The organism is Frigoribacterium faeni, from assembly GCF_011761235.1.
Lineage (GTDB): Bacteria > Actinomycetota > Actinomycetes > Actinomycetales > Microbacteriaceae > Frigoribacterium > Frigoribacterium faeni_A.
The window spans coordinates 1089789-1110299 of record NZ_JAAOYW010000002.1; the positions used below are offsets into that span (position 1 = coordinate 1089789).

At 73.5% G+C, this 20511-nt stretch carries 18 protein-coding genes; 11 read left to right on the top strand and 7 right to left on the bottom strand.

Annotation, left to right across the window (positions count from 1 at the left end):
- Positions 1–38 precede the first annotated feature (38 nt).
- Positions 39–1043: a TolB family protein gene (locus FHR78_RS11680; protein WP_166760617.1), complete on the top strand. Its 1005-nt coding sequence runs from the start codon at positions 39–41 to the stop codon at positions 1041–1043.
- Between the two features lie 310 nt (positions 1044–1353).
- Here the strand turns inward: FHR78_RS11680 and FHR78_RS11685 are convergent, their stop codons facing one another.
- The gene (locus tag FHR78_RS11685) at positions 1354–1845 is read right to left on the bottom strand and encodes a hypothetical protein (protein ID WP_166760618.1); all 492 of its coding nucleotides are present in this window, start codon (positions 1843–1845) and stop codon (positions 1354–1356) included.
- Positions 1846–2164: 319 nt separating this feature from the next.
- Here FHR78_RS11685 and FHR78_RS11690 point away from each other — a divergent pair, with 319 nt between their 5' ends.
- Together FHR78_RS11690 and FHR78_RS11695 are read left to right on the top strand one after the other, a co-directional pair.
- Positions 2165–2431, top strand: a complete 267-nt coding sequence (locus tag FHR78_RS11690; protein ID WP_166760619.1) for a hypothetical protein — start codon at positions 2165–2167, stop codon at positions 2429–2431.
- A gap of 228 nt (positions 2432–2659) precedes the next feature.
- Entirely contained in the window at positions 2660–2899 is a 240-nt protein-coding gene (locus FHR78_RS11695; RefSeq protein WP_166760620.1) for a hypothetical protein, read from the top strand.
- Between the two features lie 67 nt (positions 2900–2966).
- Here FHR78_RS11695 and FHR78_RS11700 read toward each other — a convergent pair whose 3' ends face one another.
- Together FHR78_RS11700 and FHR78_RS11705 are read right to left on the bottom strand one after the other, a co-directional pair.
- On the bottom strand, positions 2967–3557 hold the full coding sequence (locus FHR78_RS11700) for a TlpA family protein disulfide reductase (protein WP_347878169.1): 591 nt from the start codon (positions 3555–3557) through the stop codon (positions 2967–2969).
- 174 nt (positions 3558–3731) lie between these two features.
- Entirely contained in the window at positions 3732–4598 is an 867-nt protein-coding gene (locus FHR78_RS11705) for an SDR family oxidoreductase (protein WP_166760622.1), read from the bottom strand.
- A 102-nt stretch (positions 4599–4700) separates the two neighbouring features.
- On the opposite strand from FHR78_RS11705, the gene FHR78_RS11710 reads away from it, so the two are divergent.
- The 6 genes from FHR78_RS11710 (at position 4701) to FHR78_RS11735 (ending at position 9598) form a co-directional block, all read left to right on the top strand.
- Positions 4701–5423 carry a TetR family transcriptional regulator gene (locus tag FHR78_RS11710; protein ID WP_166760623.1) on the top strand — a complete coding sequence of 241 codons (723 nt, stop codon included), beginning with the start codon at positions 4701–4703 and terminating at the stop codon, positions 5421–5423.
- A 72-nt stretch (positions 5424–5495) separates the two neighbouring features.
- A complete protein-coding gene (locus tag FHR78_RS11715) occupies positions 5496–7079 on the top strand; it encodes a glycosyltransferase 87 family protein (RefSeq protein WP_166760624.1) in 1584 nt (527 codons plus the stop codon).
- Between the two features lie 126 nt (positions 7080–7205).
- Entirely contained in the window at positions 7206–7562 is a 357-nt protein-coding gene (locus FHR78_RS11720) for a YtxH domain-containing protein (protein ID WP_166760625.1), read from the top strand.
- Positions 7555–7995 carry a phage holin family protein gene (locus tag FHR78_RS11725; protein WP_166760626.1) on the top strand — a complete coding sequence of 147 codons (441 nt, stop codon included), beginning with the start codon at positions 7555–7557 and terminating at the stop codon, positions 7993–7995. The genes FHR78_RS11720 and FHR78_RS11725 overlap by 8 nt, the downstream gene beginning before the upstream one ends.
- Positions 7992–8264 (top strand): DUF3618 domain-containing protein, encoded by a 273-nt coding sequence (locus FHR78_RS11730; RefSeq protein ID WP_166760627.1) that lies wholly within the window; start codon positions 7992–7994, stop codon positions 8262–8264. The genes FHR78_RS11725 and FHR78_RS11730 overlap by 4 nt, the downstream gene beginning before the upstream one ends.
- 173 nt (positions 8265–8437) lie before the next feature.
- Positions 8438–9598, top strand: a complete 1161-nt coding sequence (locus FHR78_RS11735) for a YihY/virulence factor BrkB family protein (RefSeq protein WP_166760628.1) — start codon at positions 8438–8440, stop codon at positions 9596–9598.
- A 202-nt stretch (positions 9599–9800) separates the two neighbouring features.
- On the opposite strand, the gene FHR78_RS11740 is transcribed toward FHR78_RS11735, so the two are convergent.
- The 4 genes from FHR78_RS11740 to acs all read right to left on the bottom strand — a co-directional run bounded on the left by FHR78_RS11740 (position 9801) and on the right by acs (position 15030).
- A complete protein-coding gene (locus tag FHR78_RS11740; RefSeq protein WP_166760629.1) occupies positions 9801–10598 on the bottom strand; it encodes an isocitrate lyase/PEP mutase family protein in 798 nt (265 codons plus the stop codon).
- Between the two features lie 80 nt (positions 10599–10678).
- Positions 10679–11911, bottom strand: coding sequence for a DUF4190 domain-containing protein (locus FHR78_RS11745; RefSeq protein WP_166760630.1), 1233 nt, complete (start codon positions 11909–11911; stop codon positions 10679–10681).
- 237 nt (positions 11912–12148) lie between these two features.
- Positions 12149–12751 carry a nitroreductase family protein gene (locus tag FHR78_RS11750; RefSeq protein WP_166760631.1) on the bottom strand — a complete coding sequence of 201 codons (603 nt, stop codon included), beginning with the start codon at positions 12749–12751 and terminating at the stop codon, positions 12149–12151.
- Positions 12752–12972: 221 nt separating this feature from the next.
- On the bottom strand, positions 12973–15030 hold the full coding sequence (gene acs, locus FHR78_RS11755) for an acetate--CoA ligase (protein ID WP_166760632.1): 2058 nt from the start codon (positions 15028–15030) through the stop codon (positions 12973–12975).
- A gap of 375 nt (positions 15031–15405) precedes the next feature.
- Between acs and FHR78_RS11760 the strand changes: the two genes are divergently transcribed.
- Positions 15406–17535, top strand: coding sequence for an acyltransferase family protein (locus tag FHR78_RS11760; protein ID WP_166760633.1), 2130 nt, complete (start codon positions 15406–15408; stop codon positions 17533–17535).
- Positions 17536–17705: 170 nt separating this feature from the next.
- Positions 17706–20381: a S8 family serine peptidase gene (locus FHR78_RS11765; protein WP_166760634.1), complete on the top strand. Its 2676-nt coding sequence runs from the start codon at positions 17706–17708 to the stop codon at positions 20379–20381.
- Positions 20382–20511 lie beyond the last annotated feature (130 nt).

The following is a 20511-nucleotide window of genomic DNA, read 5'->3' on the forward strand; positions in this document are numbered from 1 at the left end:
CGCCTACCGGAGATCAATTCGGAAACTAGGTTCGTCACATGGCTGACGATTCCTGGCACGCTAGCGGGAAGATCCACGCGCCCCGATCGCGTCCGGGGCGTCCGTCTACGCCCTCGCCCTGGGTCGCGGTCAGTGACGACAGGGTGTGGGCATGGGACCCGACAGTCGGTCTGCTCGCCCTGGCCCCGATCGAGCCCGACGCGCACACCCTCCTCTTTCACTCACCACTTGCCCCAGACGGTCGAACGATCACCTACCTCCGCTACTACGAGGGAAGCCGGAACCCCGACGTGCCGGCCGAGCGCCGGTTCGTCCGGTGGGACTTGGTGTCGGACGAACGATCCGACGGGCCCCTGCTCGAGAGATGGCCGTCCTTCGAGGAGCAGGTCTACCCGGCCCCCGACGGGCGTCGACTCAGCATCGAGTTCACGCACCCTACGGTCGACGGCCCTCGTCACGGGCGCTACGTACTGGCAGGCGAGGGAGAAGAGGAGGTCCTACCTCTCGCCGACCCCCTCCGGTTCAACTTTCACGGGCCCTCGGCCCACTTCTCAGCCGACGGCCGATTCCTCGCCCTGGGGCACCGCGCCGTCGACGGTCCCGAGAACGACTGGCTGAGCATCACGGATCTCACGACCGGCGATCAGCGTCGCCATCTAGGACTGTGCCCGGCCGGGTCGGGAGCATGGAGCCCGGACGGCTCCCGCCTCCTCGTCAGGGCCGACCCGCACTCCCAGTTCGCCATCCTCGACGTCGCGTCGGGAACCGCCACTCCTCTCCGATCGCTCGAGATGCGGAACCGCAGCCGAGGCGCGTCGTTCTGGGAGGAAGCCATCGGATGGGCGGACAACAGCCGGGTCATCGCCTACGGAAGCGGCGGTTCGGGGCGCCTCGTGCTCAGCGTGCTCGACATCGACCGTGGTGAACAGCACGACGTCCTCGACCTCCCCGTGCCGGGCGGAGGGGGCCAGGGTTTCCGGGGCATCTTCATGACACCCGCGGTGGTGCAGGCAGACCCGTCATCGATCACTCATCGCCGTTGAGGTGCCGTCTCCACAGCGGATCGGGAACCGAGACGCTTGGCCAAGGGGCGGGGCAGGAGCACACTGAGGCGGTGATCTACTACGTCGCGCCTCTAGTGCTCGGGGCATCGTTCGTGGGGCTTTGCCTTGTTCTGCGCGGAGAGCAGCGGGCTCGTCGGCGCAAGTAGATCCTCCGCCCGGCGCCCGAGGCCCATCGTCTCTCGACCAGGCTCTGGCTGAGCATCAAGACGTAGAAGGCATCAGGGGCTCGGTGCTGTTTCGACCGCTGCTCGGGCAGACCGCCGAACCCTCACCGTGCGTGAGGAGAACGTCATCGGCCGGTGTCCGGTTCGTGAAGCAACTCGACTAGCAGGCGTGATGCCGTTGATTCGAGATCTTCGTGGGTCCGTCCCCACGTTCCCGGGTCTTCCCACTCGTCATCGAGGCCGATGAATTCTTCGAGCCACATGTCGAGACCGAGATTCGTGATGGCCAATTGCGAAAGGGTGTTGACGGCGTGTCTCGTGTTGCCGTGTCGGAGCCAGCTCCTGGCGACCCATTCGACGGCCATGGCTCTGCGGTCCGCTGTCGCCAGTGGGACGGATGGGCCGAGCTCGTCGATGGTTGCCGCGAGGAGAGCTCCAACAGTCCAGGCGTCGTGGGGGTTCTGTCCTGCTAGAGAACGCACTGCAGGCGAGTTGGCCATCTCGGCTGCGAGCCAGCGCGCTGCTATTCCGGGAAGGGCGTCAGACAAGATCAAGCGGAACTCGTGAAGGACCATCGCCTCGGTCGGCGTGGGCAGTACGTCTCCATCCCAACGCATGTGGCCATCGTCCCACGGGCGCAGTGTCGGGCAAGTCAGCTGGGGCCATCCAGCGTGCTCGGAGGGAGTTCCTCAGCGCACCGTCAGCTCTCCCGAGCCCTCGGTGGTGTTCTGACCTCGACCCATGGGCACCGCGGCTGGGCGACGCACAGGACGTTGCCCCCCAGCGGAGCAGAAGACCCACAACACCAGTAGCGATGCCGGCGACGATGACATGCACTCCGACCAGCAGGGCTGCCCCGGACTCATCGCGCCAGCTCGCGATGACGAGAAAGCACAGAGGCAGCATCAGGGCCCCACGATGAGATTTACTCGTGGCATGGGCAGTCACTCCGGCATTCCGGCACCAGGCGAGCAACGCGTTCCGATCGATCAGGCTCTGACGGGCTTGGAGGTCCATGCGTTGGAGGCAGGCGAGACGGCCATCGAGGCCTTCGTGCTCGTGAAGACGCTGGATGCCGAAGGCGAGACGACCTGGGCCTACAGAACGACGAACAGGCTAAACCGCGAAGAACTACTCGGAGCTCTGACGGTTCAGGTCGCGGTGCTGACCAAAGAATTGCGCGACGAATGGGACGACGACTGAGTCCGTCTCGGACGAAGCTGGCTCGACCCTCGTCAGGGTGCCCGGTAGGGGAGCGGCTGCCGGACAGTGCGACTCACGCGAAGACATCGCGGAAGGGCGTCCCCGCCAGGAGACGACTGCGCTGCATCCGCTCGACGATCTCGTCGCGTCGACCGCGGAAGGCCTTGGGGACCACGCGGTCCCAGTCCTCGGATCGTCGATCGTGGGATCGGGGCGCACACTGATGGCATGAAGCTCCTGCCCCGAGAAGAGCGCCGATGGTTCGTCGTCGCCGTGGCTCTCGTCCTGGCGGGGGCCGCGATCCTCCTTCAGCCGTTCGACACGATCCCCGTCCTGGGTGATGCGTCCTTCGCCGGCCGCATCATCATCGCGATGGGCCTCGGAACCGTCCTCCGCATCCTCGTGCTCCTCTTCCGAGCGCGGAGGCGGTCACGCCGGCGGGCCGACCGGGATCCAGAGACCCGATAGGGGTCGGCTACGGGGCGGGGCGCTCGGGCGGCCGAGGATCGCGCAGAAGTGGCGGAGACCACCCGGTTCACTCGGTCGTCGCGGCCGCCGTCTCGATGAGTGCTCGGAGGATCGAAGGATCGACGGCCCCTAAGACCCGCGCGCTCACGCGCCCGTCCGGGTCGAGGACGAACGTCGCCGGGGTCGCATTGGGGGCCGTCTCGCCGGCGAACGCGAGTTGGACGCTTCCGGAGTCCACGTCCATGGCGGTGGGGTAGGTGACGCCGAAGCGTCGGGTGAAGGCGTCAGCGGTGTCGGGCTGGTCCCGGACGTTGACGCCCAGGAACGCGGCGTCGTCGGCCGTGTCCTCGCTCACCGCTTGGAGATCGGCCGCTTCCGTTCGGCAGGGGACGCACCCGGCGAACCAGAAGTTCAGGACGGCGACCTTGCCCTGGTAGTCCGCCGCGGTGATCTTCGTGCCGTCGCTGAGCTCGGAGTCGAACTCGATCGGATCGCCGCGGTCCTCGGGAGCGACCTCGGTCACGAGCTGGTCGGCTGAGAGATACCCCTTGCCGTCACCCCACTGCTGTTCGATCCCCGCTGATGAGGTGCACCCCGCCACGGCCGCGCCGGTGGCCAGGAGAAGGGCCGGGAGAACCAGGATTCGTCGTGTCCGCACGCGTGAGGATAACTCGGCCCGCCTGCACGCGGGCAGCGTCGCATCCGGGGCGATCCCGTCGACACCGTCGGGCCCGCCTCTGGGGCGGCGCTCGGTTCGGGCCGTCATCGTCTCGGCTCCGTCAGAGCTCCTGATGCGGTGCGCGATGACCGGCGACCGAGGGCTGGACGCCTCCTAGTGGCCGGTCGCCTCGAGCGGCGCCGTGAGCAGGTCGCGGACGGAGCGGGGCTCGCGCCCGAGGATCTCGCCCAGCAGGGGGTCGGTGCCGGCGAAGAACCCGCCGGCGGCGGCGTGGTACATCCCGAGCATGAACCGCGCCATGGGCTCCGGCTGCCCCGCCGACACCTGATGTGCGATCCACTCGTCGTCGCCGAGCACCACGGTCTCGACCGGCCGGCCCGCGACGTCGGCGGCGATCGCCGCGACCTCGGCGAACGTGGGAGCCGCGGGCGCGGTCAGGGTGACGGGCCCGTCGTGCGCCCCGTCGGCCAGCAGGATGCGCGCGGCGGCCTCGGCGGCGTCCTCTCGAGCCGTCCACGACACCGGCCCGTCGGCCGGCACCGTCACGACGCCCGTCTCGCGCCAGTCTCCGAGGAACCAGGTCAGGCTGTGCGCGTAGAAGCCGTTGCGCAACGACGTCCAGGCGAGTCCCGACTCGGCGAGGAGGCGCTCGGTCGCTTCGTGGTCGCGCCCCGGCCCGAAGGGCGTGTCCCGCGCCGCCCCCTGGTGGCTCGTGTAGAGCACCCGGCCGACGCCCGCCTCCACCGCGGCCTCGACCGCGTTCCGGTGCAGCGCGAGGGCGTCGGCCTGCGGGTCGTTGGACGAGACGAGGAGGAGCTGGTCGGCTCCCGCGAACGCGGCCGGCAACGACGTGGGGTCGGCGTAGTCACCCGTCCGCACCTCGACTCCGCGGTCCGCGAAGTGGGCGGCCTTCGCAGAGTCGCGGGCGACGACGGCGACGTCGGAGGCCGGCATGGTCTCGAGGAGGTGCGCGACGGTGGAGCCGTTGAGGGCGCCGGTGGCGCCGGTGACGATGATCATGGGTGAGGCCTCTCGTCGGAACGCAGATGGAGTATCCGCGGAACTCTCAGGATGCTATCGCTGGAAACGCAGCGATGACAAGGGGGCGTTATCGTTGATCTCGTGACCGTCGAACCAGTGCCCGCCGACACCCGGACGCGCATCGTCGAGGTCGCCGCCCGGTTCCTCCGGGAGGAGGGGCCCGGCGCCGTCACGACACGAGGGGTCGCCCAGGCCGCCGGTGTCCAGGCGCCCGCGATCTACCGGCTGTTCGGCGACAAGGACGGCCTGCTCGAGGCCGTCGCCGAGCACGTCATGTCGTCGTTCGTCGCGCACAAGGCCTCGACGGTGGCCGCCGCCGCCGAGGCGGACCTCGACCCCGTGGAGGAGCTCGGCGACGGGTGGCGTCGTCAGATCGAGTTCGGTCTCGAGAACCCGGCTCTCTTCGCCCTGCTCAGCGACCCGCGTCGCGTCGCGGGCTCGCCCGCCGCTCGCCTGGGCAAGGACGTCCTCGCGGCTCGTGTCCGTCGGGTCGCCGCGGCCGGGCGCCTCGCGGTCCCGGAGGCGCGGGCGATCGGGCTCATCCAGTCGGCGGGCGTCGGGGTCATCACGACGATCCTCGCGACTCCGCCCGCCGAGCGCGATCCCGGACTGGCGGATGCCGTCTTCGAGGGCCTCCTGGCGCAGATCCTCACGGACGCCCCCGCCACGGCCGGGTCCGGTCACCTGACCGCGGCCGTCGCGTTCCGTGCCGTCGCCCCCGAGCTCGAGCACCTCAGCGACCCCGAGCGCCGCCTCCTCGTCGAGTGGCTCGACCGGATCGTCTCCTCGCCGTCCGCACGGTAGGGGAGGGGCGGCGTCGACGCCGGACGCCCGACGTTCACCTCGTCGAAAGGTGCGCGCCCTAGCGTCCGGGGGGTGAGCTCGCCCACCGACCGGACCAGCGCCTCCTCGACTCCACGGCCCCCGCTGCCCCGACGGTCGCGCTCGCCGCACGGGCCGCTCGCCGCCCGCGCCGGGCGGGGCGTGCGGCACCTGCGTGACGTCTGGCGCCTGTTCCGCCGGCAGCCGCGCGCGATCTGGTGGACCTTCGCCGCCCTGCACGCCGCCGTCTTCGTCGCCCTCGGGCCGCTGATGCTCCGAGGAGGCGCGGAGGGCGACCTGCCCCTGTACCGCACCTGGGCCACCGGCGCCCTGAGCGAGGGCCGCTGGCCCGTCATGGACTTCGCCTGGGTCTACCCGGCGGGCGCCCTGCTGCCCGTCGTGCTGCCGAACGTGCTGGGCGAGTCGCTCTACCAGCTCGTCTGGCTCGTGCTCGTGACGGCCGCGAACGCCGCGTCGCTCTGGCTGCTCACCGACCGCGGCCGGCGCACCGTCGACGCGCCCGCCGCGTGGTGGTGGCTGCTCGCGCTGTTCCTGCTCAGCCCGGTCGCGTTCCTGCGGCTCGAGGCGTTCAGCGCGCCCGCCGTCGTCGCCGCCCTGCTGCTGCTCGGCACCCGCCCGCGGGTAGCCGGAGCGCTGCTCGCCGCGGCCACGTGGGTCAAGGTGTGGCCGGCCGCGGTGATCGCCGCGGCCGTGGTCGCGAGCCGGGGCCGCGGGGCCGTCGTGCGGTCGTGCCTGTGGGTGACGCTCGTCGTCGTCGGGGCGGTCGCCCTCGGCGGCGGGCTGTCGAACGTCGACAGCTTCGTCACCATGCAGTCCGACCGGGCGCTGCAGCTCGAGGCCCCGCTGGCGACCCCGTGGCTGTGGATGGCGATGCTGGGGGTGCGGGGCGCCTCCGTCTACGAGAACGTCGGCCTCGCCACCCGCGAGGTCATGGGTCCGGGCGACTCGTGGGCGGTGCACGGCAGCACGCAGACGATGGGCGTCGTCATGGTCGTGCTGGTCGGCCTGCTCGCCGTCGCGGCGGCCGGGCGGGCGCGGGCCGGGCGGGCGCAGGCCGGGCGGGCGCAGGCCGGTCGCGACGGGCGGGTCGTCGCGACGGCCGGCGCCGCGCACGAGCCGCGCCTGGTGCTGCTCGGCGCCCTCACGCTCACCGTCACCCTGATCGTGTTCAACAAGGTCGGGTCGCCCCAGTACGTGCTGTGGATCGCGCCCGTCGTGGCGGCCGGCCTGTGGACGAGCCCCGCCGTGTTCCGCACGCCGGCGACGATCACGGCGTGGGCCGCAGGGCTCACGACGCTCGTGTTCCCGGTGCTCTACCTGCCCCTGATCGACCTCCACCCCGTCGCCGTGGTCGTGCTCGGCCTGCGCAACGCGCTGCTGGTCGCCCTCTTCGGCTGGTGCGTGCTGCGCCTCGTCGAGGAGGCGCTCGCCGCGTGGGGCCGACGGCTCGAGCCCCGCAGATGGGCACGACGCGCGTGGGCCGGGAGCCTCGCCGGCCTCGGGGGCGTGCGCACCGCCTCCTCGGCTCCCCTCGGGTCGGTCTCGACCGGCGCGCCGCTCGGCACGGCCGTCGACCAGGCGGGCGTCCACAGCGAGGCAGATCGTCGCCCCTCCTGAGCGGCGCGCGGTGTACCCCTGGGCGGTCGACCGCCCTGGGAATCTGGCCTGTGCGCCGGGGTTCGTGCCAGCGTTGACGATCAGGGCCGCTGGGGCCCGCTCGACCTCGAACTGAATGGAGCACTCATGAAGGGCAAGATCCTCTTCGTCGCCGGAGCAGCCGTGGGCTACGTCCTGGGCGCACGCGCCGGGCGCGGTGCCTACGTCAAGATCAAGTCGCAGGCCGAGAGCCTGTGGGAGAACCCGTCGGTGCAGAAGACCGTCCACCAGGCGGAGGACTTCGTCAAGGAGAACGCTCCCGCCGTCGGCAAGAAGCTGCAGTCCGCCGCGGGCGACGCGGCCTCCGCCGCCGGCTCGAAGGCCAAGTCGGTCGCCTCGAAGGCCACCGACAAGAAGGGCTCGGGCTCCGACGCCTCGACCACGGGCGCGAGCTCCGACAGCGAGGGCGCCGCCAAGCTGCCCGGGGTGAACGTCGGTGAGTGACCTCAAGGCACCGGAACAGAGCACCAAGAAGTCGCTCGGCTCGCTGCTCGGCAGCCTGCCCGAGCTCATCTCTCGCCTCATCAGGGGCGAGATCCAGCTCGCGAAGACCGAGCTCGTCACCAAGCTGAAGGAGGCGGGGGTCGGCGCAGGATTCCTGGTCGGCGCCGCACTCTTCGGCTTCTTCCTGCTCGCCGTGCTGATCACCGCCGGGGTGCTGGGGCTCGCCACCGTGGTGGCGCCGTGGCTGGCCGCCCTGATCGTGGCGGCCGTGCTGCTGGTCATCACCGGCGTGCTCGCGCTGCTGGGCGTCAAGGCGCTCAAGAAGGGCGTGCCGCCCGTGCCGAAGCAGGCCGTCGACAGCGTGAAGGCCGACGTCGCCGCGCTCAAGGGCACCAGCACGCCGAGCACCACCACCGAGGGGACGACGCGATGAGCGACGAGAACGAGCAGAAGCCCGGGCCCCGCGAGGGCGCGAGCATCCCCGAGATCGAGCTGGACATCGCCCGCACCCGCGAGCAGTTCCGCGAGACCCTCGACGCCATCGAGGACAAGCTGAGCGTGCCGGCGCACGCCCGGCGCCTCAAGGCGAGCGTCAAGCGCCGCCTCGACGACGACCCGGCTCCCGTGGTCGCCGCAGCGGCCGCCGGCGTGGCCGGCGTGGCCGCGGTCGTCGCGGGCGTCGTGAAGATCGCCCGCCGCTGACGGTCCGGGCCGGGTGACGGGGGCACGCCCCCGTCGCCCGGCCCTCAGCACCTCGGCCGACACCGCCTCTCGGCCCCCGACACCTCGGGCCGCCACCACCTGCGGCCCCGCAGCACCCCAGGCCGGCGCCACCCGCCGGCCCCGCAGCACCCCAGGACAGGAAGACCACGACCATGGCGCAGAGCAGCACCGCGCGTGACCAGACCGCACCGGACCCCGACGACGCGCGCAAGCCCGACAGCCCCGACGACCTGCACAAGCGGTCGTGGGGCTACGTGCTGAAGAAGACCCTGCGCGAGTTCGGCTCCGACCAGTGCACCGACCTGGCCGCGTCGCTCACCTACTACGCCGTGCTCGCGATCTTCCCCGGTCTGCTGGCCGTCGTCTCGTTGCTCGGCATCTTCGGCCAGGCCGAGGCCACGACGAAGGCGATGCTCGACCTGCTCACACAGCTCGGCAGCTCGTCGATCGCCGACACCCTGCGCGGCCCGATCGAGGAGCTGACGCAGTCGCGCGCGGCCGGCGTCGCGTTCGTCGTCGGCGTGCTCGGCGCCCTCTGGTCGGCGTCGGGCTACGTCGGCGGCTTCGGCCGGGCGATGAACCGCGTCTACAACATCGACGAGGGGCGCCCCATCTGGAAGCTCCGCCCGACGATGCTCGCCATCACGGCCTTCACCGTCGTGCTGATCGTGATCGCCGGCCTCATCCTCGTGCTGAGCGGCGACGTCGCCCAGACCGTCGGCGACCTGATCGGCCTCGGCTCGACCGCGGTCTTCGTCTGGGGCATCGTCAAGTGGCCCGTGCTGCTGCTGATCGTCGTGGTCGTCGTCGCCGTGCTGTTCTACTTCGCTCCGAACGTGAAGCAGCCGAAGTTCCGCTGGATGAGCATGGGCTCGCTGCTCGCCATCCTCATCTGGGGGCTCGCCAGCGTCGGCTTCGGCTTCTACGTCGCGAACTTCTCGAACTACAACAAGACGTACGGCTCGCTCGGTGCCGTCATCGTGTTCCTGCTGTGGCTCTGGATCACCAACCTCGCGCTGCTCTTCGGCGCCGAGTTCGACGCCGAGATCGAGCGCGGCCGCGAGCTGCAGGCCGGCATGAAGGCCGAGAAGGACATCCTGCTGCCGCCGCGCGACACCGCGCAGAGCGACAAGAAGCAGGCCAAGGCCGCCCAGGACGAGCTCGACGGCATGCGCCTGCGCCAGGCGGCCGCCGAGTCGATCGCCCGACAGGAGGCCGAGGAGGAGCGGGCCGGCCACGGCCGCGAGGGCGACGACCACGCCGACGCCGACTCGGGCGACCTCGAGCGCGACCGCGGGCGGGGCAGGGACTGACGCCGCGCCTCCTCGGGGCACGACGAAGGCCCCCGCGACCGGTGTCGCGGGGGCCTTCGTCATGTGCGGCCCTGCCTGACGGCAGGGCCGGCGGCGACTGCGGGCGAGTCCGACGAGCACGGGCCGTCGTGACGGCCCGACGACGACGAACTCGCCCGGGGACGCGCGGCGGCGGCGGCGCGCGCCGTGCCGCCGGCGGCGCCTAGAAGCTGAAGCCGAGCTCGCGCGGGTACTCGCCCCGAGCGGTGAGCTGCTCGGCGGCGTCGCGCAGGTGCGACAGCGTGAGGCCCATCGTCATCGGCCCGAAGCTGACGCGCGAGACGCCCAGCTCGGCGAGGCGGGCGAGCGGCACCGAGTCCGGGCCCGAGATGACGCTCACCTTGCCGTGGATCTCGTCGAGCGCGCGCTTCACGAGGTCTTCGGTGCCGAGGCCGAGCACGAAGGCGCAGTCGGCGCCGGCGTCGAGGTACGCGTTGGCGCGGCGGACGGCGTCGTCGAACAGGTCGGGGTCGCCGGCCAGCGCGTCGACGCGGGCGTTGATGACGATCGGCACGCCGGCGCGGTCGCCGGCCTGGCGGGCCGCCGCGATCTTCGACACCTGCGTGTCGACGTCGTAGAGCTCGGCCTTCGACTGGCCGACGCTGTCCTCGAGGTTGAGGCCGGCGGCGCCCTCCTCGATGAGGCGCCAGACGTTGTCGAGCGTGCCGGCGGCGTCGGTGGCGTAGGCCTTCTCGAAGTCGACGGAGACGGGCAGATCGACCGAGCGGATGACGAGGCGCACCGCGTCGAGCATCTGGTCGACGTCGAGCCCCTCGCCGTCCTCGACGCCGTGGGCCTCGCTGATCGAGTGCGAGGCGGTGGCCAGAGCCTTCACGCCCGGGGCGCCGGCGACGACGCGGGCGGTGATGCTGTCCCACACGTTGGTGACCACGAGCGGGTCGCCGGGCACGTGCAGCGAGCGGAGCAGGTCGGCCTTCGCGGCCGTGGAGGAGATCGACATGGGTCCAGCCAACCGCACCCGCGCCTCCTTGGCCAGCAGGGGGCCGAGGAGGCGCGGGTGCCGCGGGCGGGTCGGCCCGGTCAGCGGTCGGTCCAGTCCCAGGTCGTGAGCAGGCTGTCGACAACGCGCTCGGTCGCGGCGGCGCGGGAGGCGGCGACGTCGGCGGCCCAGGCCGCGTCGTCGCCCCAGCCGGTGTCGGTGCCCGTGTCGCCGTCGACCTCGTAGCCGTCGCCGTCCTGGGAGACCGTCACGAGCGTCAGGGCGGAGGCGCCGCTCGCGTCGGCGGGCGACCAGGCCACGACGACCGCGGCGGGGGCGCTCAGGTCGGTGCCGGTCGCGAGGCGGACGAGCGCGGCGGGGCGGCCGTCGAGCTCGACCTGCTCGGGGCCGCCGACGACGGTGCCGACGGCGGGCAGCCAGCTGGTGCGGAGGGCCTCGACGGCGGCGACCGGGTCGTTGCCGGCGGCGGGGACCAGCGTGGCGGCGGTCGCGGCGGGGACGGTCACGACGTCGATCCAGGACGGCGACCCGTCGTCGACCTCGAGCGAGGCGCGGCAGGTGACGTCGTCGGAGTCCTGGCCGACCGCCCACGTGTCGGCGGGCAGCCGGAACGTCCAGCACGAGGTCGCGACGTCGCCGAGGGCGTCCGTGTCGGCGTCGTCGACGGAGGCCGGCTGCCCGCGGTCGTACCAGGTGCTCGCCGCCTCGTCGACGAGACGAGCCGCGATCGGGGTCGCCACGACGAGCACGGCGACGACGGCGACGTTGGTCGCCGCCGCCAGGCCCGAGAGGACGAGGCCGGTGACGCCGAGCCCCAGGCCGGACCGGGCCCGGCGGCGCACGAGCGCGACGACGCCGAGGGCGACGCCGACGAGGGCGGCGACCAGGCCGACCCCGGGCACGAGGCCGAGGAGGAACGCGGCGACGCCGACGACGAGCGCCGCGATCGCCCAGCCGCCGGGGCCGCCGAGGGCCGGGGCGGGGTGCCCGGGGCGGGTCGGTGCGGCGGGGCCGGTCGGCGCGGCGGCTGTCGCCTGCGCGGGGGAGGGGGTCATGGGGGTCGAGGCGGGCGAGGCGGGTGCGCCGGCAGGTGCGGCGGATGCGGCGGGCGTCTCGGTGCCCGGTGCCTCGGTGGCGGCCGCGTCGGCTGCCTCGGCGGCGTCGCCGTGGGCACCGCCTCCGGCTCCGGCGGCGGGCTGTGCGTCGCCGGCTCCGGCGCCGGGCTGGGCAGCGCCGGGCTCGTCGCCGGCGCGCTGGTCGGCCGGGGTGCGGTCGGCGGGGTCGCCGTCGGCGGGGGTGCGGTCGTCGGTCACGAGGGTCTCCTTCGGTGCGGCGAGCAGAGGTCGTCGGCTCGCCATCGACGCTACGGACCGGCCGCGCACCGGTCGTCCGCCCGCGGTGTCGCGGGTGCGGTCCTCGCGGATGACCCGCGCCTCCTCGGCTCTCACCCCAGGGAATGACCCCGCCCCGGACGCACGAGAGGCCGCGGACCGACCCCCGCGGTGCGGGGAAGATCGATCTGCGGCCTCTCGAGGCGGCGACGGAGGGGGCTAGTCGCGGTGGAGGACCAGCTCGGTGAGGGGCAGGCGGGTGCGCGGCGCGGTCTCGCGCTCGGCCAGGGCCTCGATCAGCTTGTCGGCGGTGTCGACGACGCCCACCGCGGTGATCGTGACCGGCTTGAGGTTGTCGGTCAGGCCGAACGCCGCGACGATCTTGTCCCACTCGACCCCGGCCATCTGGTGCGTGTGGAAGCCCTCGGCGTGCGCCTGCACGCTGAGGTGGGCGACGGCCTGGCCGAGGTCGTACTCGGCGGTGGGGCGCTCGTCGCCCTCGACCGTCGAGGTCTCGGCGATGGCGATGACGAGCGCCGAGGCGTTGCCGGCCCACATGGCGTTGAAGCTGAGCAGGGCGCCGACGATCGTGTCGAACGACTCGCTGCCGCGGCGGGCCACGACGAACCGGCGGGCCTGGTGGTTCTGCGCCGACGGCGCCCAACGGGCGGCCTCGAGCAGCGCGTCGAGCTGGCGGTCGCTGATCGTCGCGGTCGGGTCGAAGGAGCGGGGGCTCCAGCGCTCGTCGAGCAGGTCGACGATCGGCACGCTCGTCTCGGCGGTGCGGACGGTGGAGGGGGCAGTGGACTCGGAGATCGACATGGAGCACCGGCTTTCGTGGTCAGGGAACGGGTCGGCACCTCGTCGGGCCAGCGGGGTCAACCGAGCACCCGGGCGCACGATTCCCGCCACGGGGGTGGTCGTCGATGTCGAGTGGTCAGGAGGTGTCCTCCGAGGGGGCGGGAGGAGCCTCTTCCGACCGCTCGAGGGGGCGAGGAGGGGGAAGAGGGGAGGGGCCGGGGGCCGGCCGGGGCAGGCAGTGCCTAGGAGGCGCCCCGCACCTCCGCGAGGACGGCCGCGATCCGCCCCGGCACCGTGGCGTCCTGCAGGCTGGTCGTGTCGCCGAGCTCACGCCCGTCCGAGATGTCGCCGAGCAGCCGCCGCATGATCTTGCCCGAGCGCGTCTTCGGCAGGTCGGGCACGACGAGCACCGTCGCGGGCCGGGCCACGGGGCCGATCTGGTCGGCGACGTGGGCCCGCAGCGCGGGCGACAGCGACCCCGAGAGCGGGGCCCACACCTGCGGTTCGGAGGCGTCGCCGGCGTCGCGCACCGCGCCTCCTGCCGGTCTGCTCGCGGGGACGACGAAGGCGGCGATCGCCTGGCCGGTGCGGTCGTCCGAGACGCCCACCACGGCCGCCTCGGCGACGAGGGGGTGCGCGACGAGCGACGACTCGATCTCGATCGTCGAGAGCCGGTGGCCCGACACGTTGATGACGTCGTCGACGCGGCCGAGCAGCCAGATGTCGCCGTCGTCGTCGTACTTGGCGCCGTCGCCCGAGAAGAACCAGCCCTGGTGCCGGTACTTCGTCCAGTAGCTGTCGCGGTAGCGCTCGGGGTCGCCCCAGACGGTGCGGGCCAGCGACGGGGGCGTCCGCTGCACGACGAGGTAGCCGCCCGACCCGTTGGGCACGCGCTCGCCGTGCTCGTCGACGACCGCGGTCGACACCCCGGGCAGCGCGCGCAGCGACGACCCGGGCTTGAGCACGTCGGCCCCGGGCAGCGGGGCCATGACGGCCGCGCCCGTCTCGGACTGCCACCACGTGTCGACGATCGGCAGCTCGCCCCGGCCGAGCTGCTCGCGGAACCAGACCCACGCCTCCGGGTTGATCGCCTCGCCGACGCTGCCGAGCAGGCGCAGCGAGCTGAGGTCGTGGTCGGTCGGCAGCCCGTCGGGGAACCACGACGCCAGCGTGCGCACCAGCGTGGGGGCCGTGTAGTACGTGGTCACGCCGTAGCGCTCGATGACCTCGAGGTGCCGGGCCGGGTGCGGGGTGTCGGGCGTGCCCTCGTAGATCACCTGCGTCAGGCCGTTCGACAGCGGCCCGTAGATCTCGTAGGTGTGCGCCGTGACCCAGGCGAGGTCGGCGGTGCACCAGTGCACGTCGTCCGGCTTCGCGTCGAACACCGCCCAGTGCGTCCAGCTCGCGGCCGTGAGGTAGCCGCCGCTCGTGTGCACGAGGCCCTTCGGCTTCCCGGTGGTGCCGCTCGTGTACATGATGAACAGCGGCGTCTCGGCGTCGAACGCCTCGGGCTCGTCGGTGTCGGGCTGCGGGTCGACGACGTCGTGCCACCAGAGGTCGCGGCCCTCCGTCCACGGCACGTCGGGGGTGAGGTCGCCGGTGCGCCGCACGACGAGCACGTGCTCGACCTGGTTCTCGCCGCTCACCGCGTGGTCGGCGTTCGCCTTGACCGGCACCGCGGCGCCGCGGCGGAACTGCCCGTCGGTGGTGACGAGCAGCTTCGCGCCCGTGTCCTCGACGCGGAACTTGAGGGCCTCGCCCGAGAACCCGCCGAAGACGAGCGAGTGGATCGCCCCGAGGCGCGCGATCGCGAGCGTCACGACGATCGTCTCGGCGATGACGGGCAGGTAGACGACCACCCGGTCGCCCTTCCCGACGCCGAGGCTGCGCAGTCCGTTGGCCGCCTTGACGACCTCTCGCTGCAGCTGCGCGTAGGTGACGTCGCGCCGGTCGCCGGGCTCGCCCTCGACGTGCAGCGCCACCTTGTCGCCCCGGCCCGCCGCGACGTGCCGGTCGACGCAGTTGACGGCGACGTTGAGGCGGCCGCCCGCGAACCAGGTCGCCTCGGGCACCGTGAGGCTGCCGTCGGCGAGCTCGCGGACCGGCTCCCACGTGTGCGCCGTGTGCCACGGGGTCTCCCAGTCGAGGCGCCGGGCCTGCTCCTCCCAGAAGGCGACGGGGTCGGCGGCGGCACGCTCGTGCTCGGCGCTCGTCACGTTCGCGTGGTCGGCGAGGACACGAGGAGGCGGGAACCGCCTGGTCTCGTCGAGCAGGTTCGAGATGGTGCCGTCGCTCGTCATGGCCGGTGCGCGCCTCCTGTGCCGGGCCCCTCGTGGGTCCGTGGCCGTCGACCCTACGGGCTGCGGGGCGGGTCGAGCGGGCGGGGCGACACACGTCGTCATCTGGGCCGGGTCGGGCGGACGCATCGGCCCGTGCACCGGCGGCAGGCGTCGTGTCCGACCTAGGGCCTTTGCCAGCATCCCGCATCTGACATACCATGCTGCATCCGCGATCGTCTTGTTCCTCCCGTCCCCGCCTCTCCCGACCACCGAGACCGAGGTCCCGTCACCGTGCCTGACTCGCCTGCTGCCGTCACTGCCGCCCCCGCCCCCGCCGTCGTGCCTGCCCGTGGTGCTGCCGCACCCGCGCCGGCCGCTGCCGTCCGGGCTTCGCCGATGCGCTTCCGGGCCGACGTCCAGGGCCTGCGCGCGCTCGCCGTCACGGCGGTCGTGGTCGACCACGTGTCGGGCGTCCCGGGCGGCGGCTTCGTCGGCGTCGACGTGTTCTTCGTGCTGTCGGGCTACCTGATCACGGGCCTCCTGCTGCGGGAGCACGCGCGGAACGGTCGCATCTCGATGGCGGGGTTCTGGCGGCGTCGCGCCCGGCGCCTCCTGCCGTCCCTGGTCGTCGTCGTCGGCATCACGCTGTTCGCCGTCTGGCGGCTGCTGCCCGAGCGCCGGCTGGCGACGACCCTCGTCGACACCGCCTGGTCGGCCGTCCTCGCCGCCAACTGGCGCTTCGCCGCCGTCGGCACCGACTACTTCGGCTCGACCGCGCCCCCGTCGCCGTTGCAGCACCTGTGGTCGCTCGCCGTCGAGGAGCAGTTCTACCTGCTGTGGCCGGTGCTCGTGATCGCGGTGCTCTGGCTGGCCGGACGTCGGTCGGCCGGTGCCCGGGGCGCGACCGCGCTCACCGTCGTGCTCGGCGTCATCGCGGTCGCGTCGTTCGCGTGGTCGCTGCACGAGACGGCCGACAGCCCGACGACGGCCTACTTCTCGACCCTCAGCCGCGCGTGGGAACTCGCCGTCGGGGGTCTCGTCGCCCTGACCGCCTCGTGGTGGCGACGCGTGCCGGCGGGCGTGGGCACCGTGGCGGCGTGGGCCGGGGTCGCGCTGGTCGTGGCCTCGTTCTGGGTCGTCGACGAGACGAGCGCGTTCCCCGGCCCCTGGGCGCTGCTGCCCGTCCTCGCGACGGCCCTCGTGATCGTCGCGGGCGAGGCCGGCACCTCGAGGCCGCCCGTGGTGCTCACCAACCCGGTCAGCCGGTACGTCGGCGCGATCAGCTACTCGCTGTACCTCTGGCACTTCCCGGTGCTGGTCGTCGTGCAGGCCGTCGAGCCCGGCGCCGCCTGGCTGACGTACCCGCTGGCGCTCGGCTGCTCCGTGGTCGCGCACCACCTCGTCGAGGTGCCGCTGATGCAGGCCCCGGCGCTGTTCGGCCACGGAACGCGGCAGCGGCGGGTGCACGCCTGGGCGCACTGGGCGGCCGAGCGCTCGACGACGCTGCGCAACGCGTCCCTCGGTGCGCTGCTCATGGTGTCCGTCGTCCTGGCGCCGCTCGTGGTGCACGAACGGCAGCCCCCCACGGCGCCGCCCGTGTTCGCGGCGGACGGTGCCGACGTCGGCGCCGCCGGCACGGAGGACGCCGCGGCCTCGCCCGACCAGGCCGAGGTCACGGCGGCGGGTCCCGCCGTGCAGGCCCTGCAGGCGCAGGTGCAGTCGGCGCTCGCCGCCACGAGCTGGCCGGCCCTCGACCCCGACCCGGGGCACGAGATCCCCGGCGGCGACTCGCTCGCCTGCGGCTCCCTGACGAACGCCGCGGCGTGGTCGGCGGCCTGCACCTTCGGCTCGCCGACGGCCCCGCACACGGCGGTGCTCGTGGGCGACTCGACCGGGGTGCACGAGCTCGACGCGCTCGTCGACCTCGTCGAGCAGCCCGACAGCGGGTGGCGGCTGATCGCGCGGGCACGCTTCGGCTGCCCGTTCCTCGACCTGCGCACGACGAACGCGGTCGCCGACCAGTGCGCCGAGCACATCAGCAGGACCATCGACGAGATCCAGACGGTGCAGCCCGACGCCCTCATCGTGACCGACACCTTCGACGCGTTCGACGACGCGGCCACGGGGGCGGTCGTGACGCCCGCCGACTTCGCGTCCGGCCTCGAGCGGCTGCTGGCCCAGGTCGACGACTCCGTCGGGCAGCTCGTGTTCCTCACCTCGCCCCCGCCCGGCGGCGACCTGCAGACGTGCTACCGGCCCGGGGGCACGCCTGCCGACTGCGTGAGCCGGGTCAGCGCGCGCCACGGGGCCGTGCTCTTCGAGCTCGGCAAGGACGCCGAGGCTCGACCGATGACGATCGTCGACGTGGGCGACCTCGTCTGCTTCCGGGGCGTCTGCCCGTCGTTCGTCGGCACCGTGCCGATGAAGATCGACCACGTGCACTTCTCGGGCGCCTTCGCGGCGGTGCTGTCGCCCGCGCTCGGCGAGCTGCTGCGGTCGAAGGGCGTGCTGGTGCCCGGCGTCTGACGCCGCCCGGCCTGCGGCCCGGGTCGGGATGCGCACTCGACACCCGTCGCGGACTCGCGCCCCCTACTCTGGGGGAGACCGGTCCCGAGGGCCGCTCGACCAGGGGGTCGGGCGACCACGTCCTCGTGGCTCGCGCCCGTCGCCGTGCGCCCGACATCAGGAGTCACCCCGTGATCACACCCACCCGCCGCCGGGGAGCGCGCTACGCGACCGCCCTCGCCCTCGCGAGCGCCCTCGTGCTCGCTCCCACCGCCGCCTTCGCCGCCGACGGCGACGGGGTCGCGACCGAGGTGCCGACGACGGCCGACGCGAGCGCGACGCCGGTCGCCGACGCTCCCGTCGAGACCGCCCCGGCGGACGCCGCTGCGGGCGACGCGGCCACGGCCGAGACCGCCCCGGCCGCGGACGCCGCCGGAGCCGACGCCTCGGCGCCCGACGTCGCGGCGCCCGGTTCCGCGGAGGCGCCCGCGCCGGCCGCCGGCGAGCCCGGAGCCGAGGAGGCGCCGGTCGCCGCCGAGCCCGTCGCCGACGCCGCCGACCAGTCCGACGCCGTCTCGGCCGAGCTGCCGGCGGCGTCCGCCCGCGTGGCCGACGGCGTCGTCATGAACTACGTGGTCAACACCGTCGTGCGCGACGACGCCGCCGTCGACTCCGTGCGCACGGCCGTCGAGGCTGCCGGCGGCGTCGTGCTGTCCGCCTACCCCGAGATCGGCGTCGTCACGGCGCAGTCGCGGGACGGCGAGTTCCTCGCCACGATGCGCGAGACGCCCGGCGTCGAGTCGGCCGGGCCGACCCGCACGGCCGCGGTCGTCGGCCCCGAGGTCGCGCTCCCCGCCGAGGCGCCCGCCGCCGTCGACCGGTCGGCCGCCGGCGCGACCGGTTCCGACTCCGGCGAGGGCTCCGGCACGCAGTCCATCGAGCAGCCGCTCGACGCGCAGGCCGCCCCCGTCGACCCGCTCGAGGGCGACCAGTGGGACATGGCGGCCATCGGAGCCCCCGAGGCCCACGAGGTCGAGACCGGCGACGGCGTCGTCGTGGGCGTGCTCGACAGCGGCATCGACGTGGCGCACCCCGACCTCGTCGACCGGATCGACGCCTCCTCGTCCGTGGGCTGCGCCGTGAACGGCCAGCCGGACCGCGACCAGGCCGCCTGGGTGCCCACCACGAGCGACCACGGCACGCACGTCGCGGGCACCATCGCGGCCTCCGACAACGGCGTCGGCATCGTCGGCGTCGCGCCGGGCGCCACGCTCGCCAGCGTCAAGGTCGTCAACGACGGCGGCTTCATCTACCCCGAGTACGCCCTCTGCGGCTTCATGTGGGCCGCCGACCAGGGCTTCGACGTGACCAACAACAGCTACTACGTCGACCCGTGGGAGTTCTGGTGCACGACCGAGGCCGACCAGGCCCCGGCCCTCGAGTCCGTCACGCGCGCCGTCGAGTACTCGGAGCAGGAGGGCGTGCTCAACGTGGCCGCCGCCGGCAACTCCGACTACGACCTGGCGAACAAGACGCGCAGCGCCTCCAGCCCGAACGACACGGTGAAGGTCGACCGGGACGTCTCGACGGGGTGCGCCGACATCCCCACCGAGATCGACGGCGTGGTCACGGTCGCGTCGCTCGAGCAGCAGGCCGACGGCTCGCTCGTGAAGTCGTCGTTCTCGAACTACGGCGAGGGCGTCGTCGACGTCGCCGCCCCCGGTTCGTCGATCCTCAGCACCGTCCCCGGCGGGTACGGCCTGAAGAGCGGCACGTCGATGGCCTCGCCGCACGTCGCCGGCGTCGCCGCGCTGCTCGCCGCGACCCACCCCGGCGCCTCGCCGGCCGAGCTGCAGGCGCTGCTCAAGGCCCAGGCCACGCCGGTCGCCGGCGCGGGCGAGCTGACGGGCACGCGCTACTTCGGCGCGGGCCTCGTCAACGCGTTCGCCGCGGTCACCGAGGACGTCGTCCCCGCCGTCGGCCCGATCGCGGCCGTCGCCGACGGCACCGTGCAGGCCGGGCGGCCGTTCCGCGTGCTCGGCGCGAACTTCGCGCCCGACGAGACCGTGACGGTCACCGGCCCCGACGGGCTGCCCCTCGAGGGCGAGTCCGTCGCGGACGCCGACGGCCGCATCGCGGACGTGGCCGTGCTGAGCCCGCTCGTTCCCGCGGGCGTGAGCACGCTCGTGCTCACCGGCGACGCCGGCAGCGAGTTCGAGCTGACCCTGCTGGTCGAGGAGGCGGTGGCCGGTCCGCGCATCGACGCTCCCGTCGCCGGGCAGGTCGTCCAGCCCGGCACCGTCACGGTGACCGGCGTCGCCCAGCCGGGTGCGCTCGTGACCGTGCTGCTGGGCGAGGCCGCCCAGGCCGCCGGGCTCGACGAGCTCGGCGAGCCCCGCTCGGCCCAGGCGCGCGCACTCGACGTGGACGCCGAGCCGGTCCCGTACGACGCCGAGGTCGGCTTCGCGCTCGCGACGGTGCAGACCGACTCGACCGGCACGTTCTCCGTGCCGTTCACGGGCGTCCCCGAGGGCGACTTCGTCGTGACCGCGGTGCAGCTCCTCACCGACGGCACGACGTCGGCCGCCACCGAGCCGGTGCCGTTCAGCGTCGTCGCCGTCGTGGCGCCGGTCGAGCCGCCCGTCACGGTGCCGGGCGGCACGGTGCCCGGCACCGCTCCCGTGGCGGTGCCCGCGGGCTCCGGCCTCGTGCCGGTCGCCGCGGCCCCGGCCGGAGCGCTCGCCTACACCGGCTCCGAGCCGACCGTGCCCCTGGTGGCCGCGGCGCTCCTCCTGGTTGTCGGTGCGGGCACGGTGGTCACGGCCGGGCGACTGCGTCGCCGGGCCGCCGTCCGGGCTGACCGCTAGGCGGCTGGTCCGCACCGCGGGCCCTGCTGCACACGGCGCCGCTCGTCCTCCGGGACGGGCGGCGCCGTCGTCGTGCCGGGCGTGCCGGGCGTGCGGGGCGTGCGGGCGTGCGGGCGTGCGGGCGTGCGGG

Excerpts from the sequence above, each read along its gene's own strand:
- FHR78_RS11695 (WP_166760620.1), top strand. The coding sequence starts at position 2,660 with ATGAAGCTCCTGCCCCGAGAAGAGCGCCGATGGTTCGTCGTCGCCGTG.
- acs (WP_166760632.1), bottom strand. The coding sequence starts at position 15,030 with ATGACGAGCGACGGCACCATCTCGAACCTGCTCGACGAGACCAGGCGG.
- FHR78_RS11730 (WP_166760627.1), top strand. The coding sequence starts at position 7,992 with ATGAGCGACGAGAACGAGCAGAAGCCCGGGCCCCGCGAGGGCGCGAGC.
- FHR78_RS11685 (WP_166760618.1), bottom strand. The coding sequence starts at position 1,845 with ATGCGTTGGGATGGAGACGTACTGCCCACGCCGACCGAGGCGATGGTC.
- FHR78_RS11740 (WP_166760629.1), bottom strand. The coding sequence starts at position 10,598 with ATGTCGATCTCCTCCACGGCCGCGAAGGCCGACCTGCTCCGCTCGCTG.
- FHR78_RS11750 (WP_166760631.1), bottom strand. The coding sequence starts at position 12,751 with ATGTCGATCTCCGAGTCCACTGCCCCCTCCACCGTCCGCACCGCCGAG.
- FHR78_RS11735 (WP_166760628.1), top strand. The coding sequence starts at position 8,438 with ATGGCGCAGAGCAGCACCGCGCGTGACCAGACCGCACCGGACCCCGAC.
- FHR78_RS11760 (WP_166760633.1), top strand. The coding sequence starts at position 15,406 with ATGCGCTTCCGGGCCGACGTCCAGGGCCTGCGCGCGCTCGCCGTCACG.
- FHR78_RS11705 (WP_166760622.1), bottom strand. The coding sequence starts at position 4,598 with ATGATCATCGTCACCGGCGCCACCGGCGCCCTCAACGGCTCCACCGTC.
- FHR78_RS11680 (WP_166760617.1), top strand. The coding sequence starts at position 39 with ATGGCTGACGATTCCTGGCACGCTAGCGGGAAGATCCACGCGCCCCGA.
- FHR78_RS11720 (WP_166760625.1), top strand. The coding sequence starts at position 7,206 with ATGAAGGGCAAGATCCTCTTCGTCGCCGGAGCAGCCGTGGGCTACGTC.
- FHR78_RS11690 (WP_166760619.1), top strand. The coding sequence starts at position 2,165 with ATGGGCAGTCACTCCGGCATTCCGGCACCAGGCGAGCAACGCGTTCCG.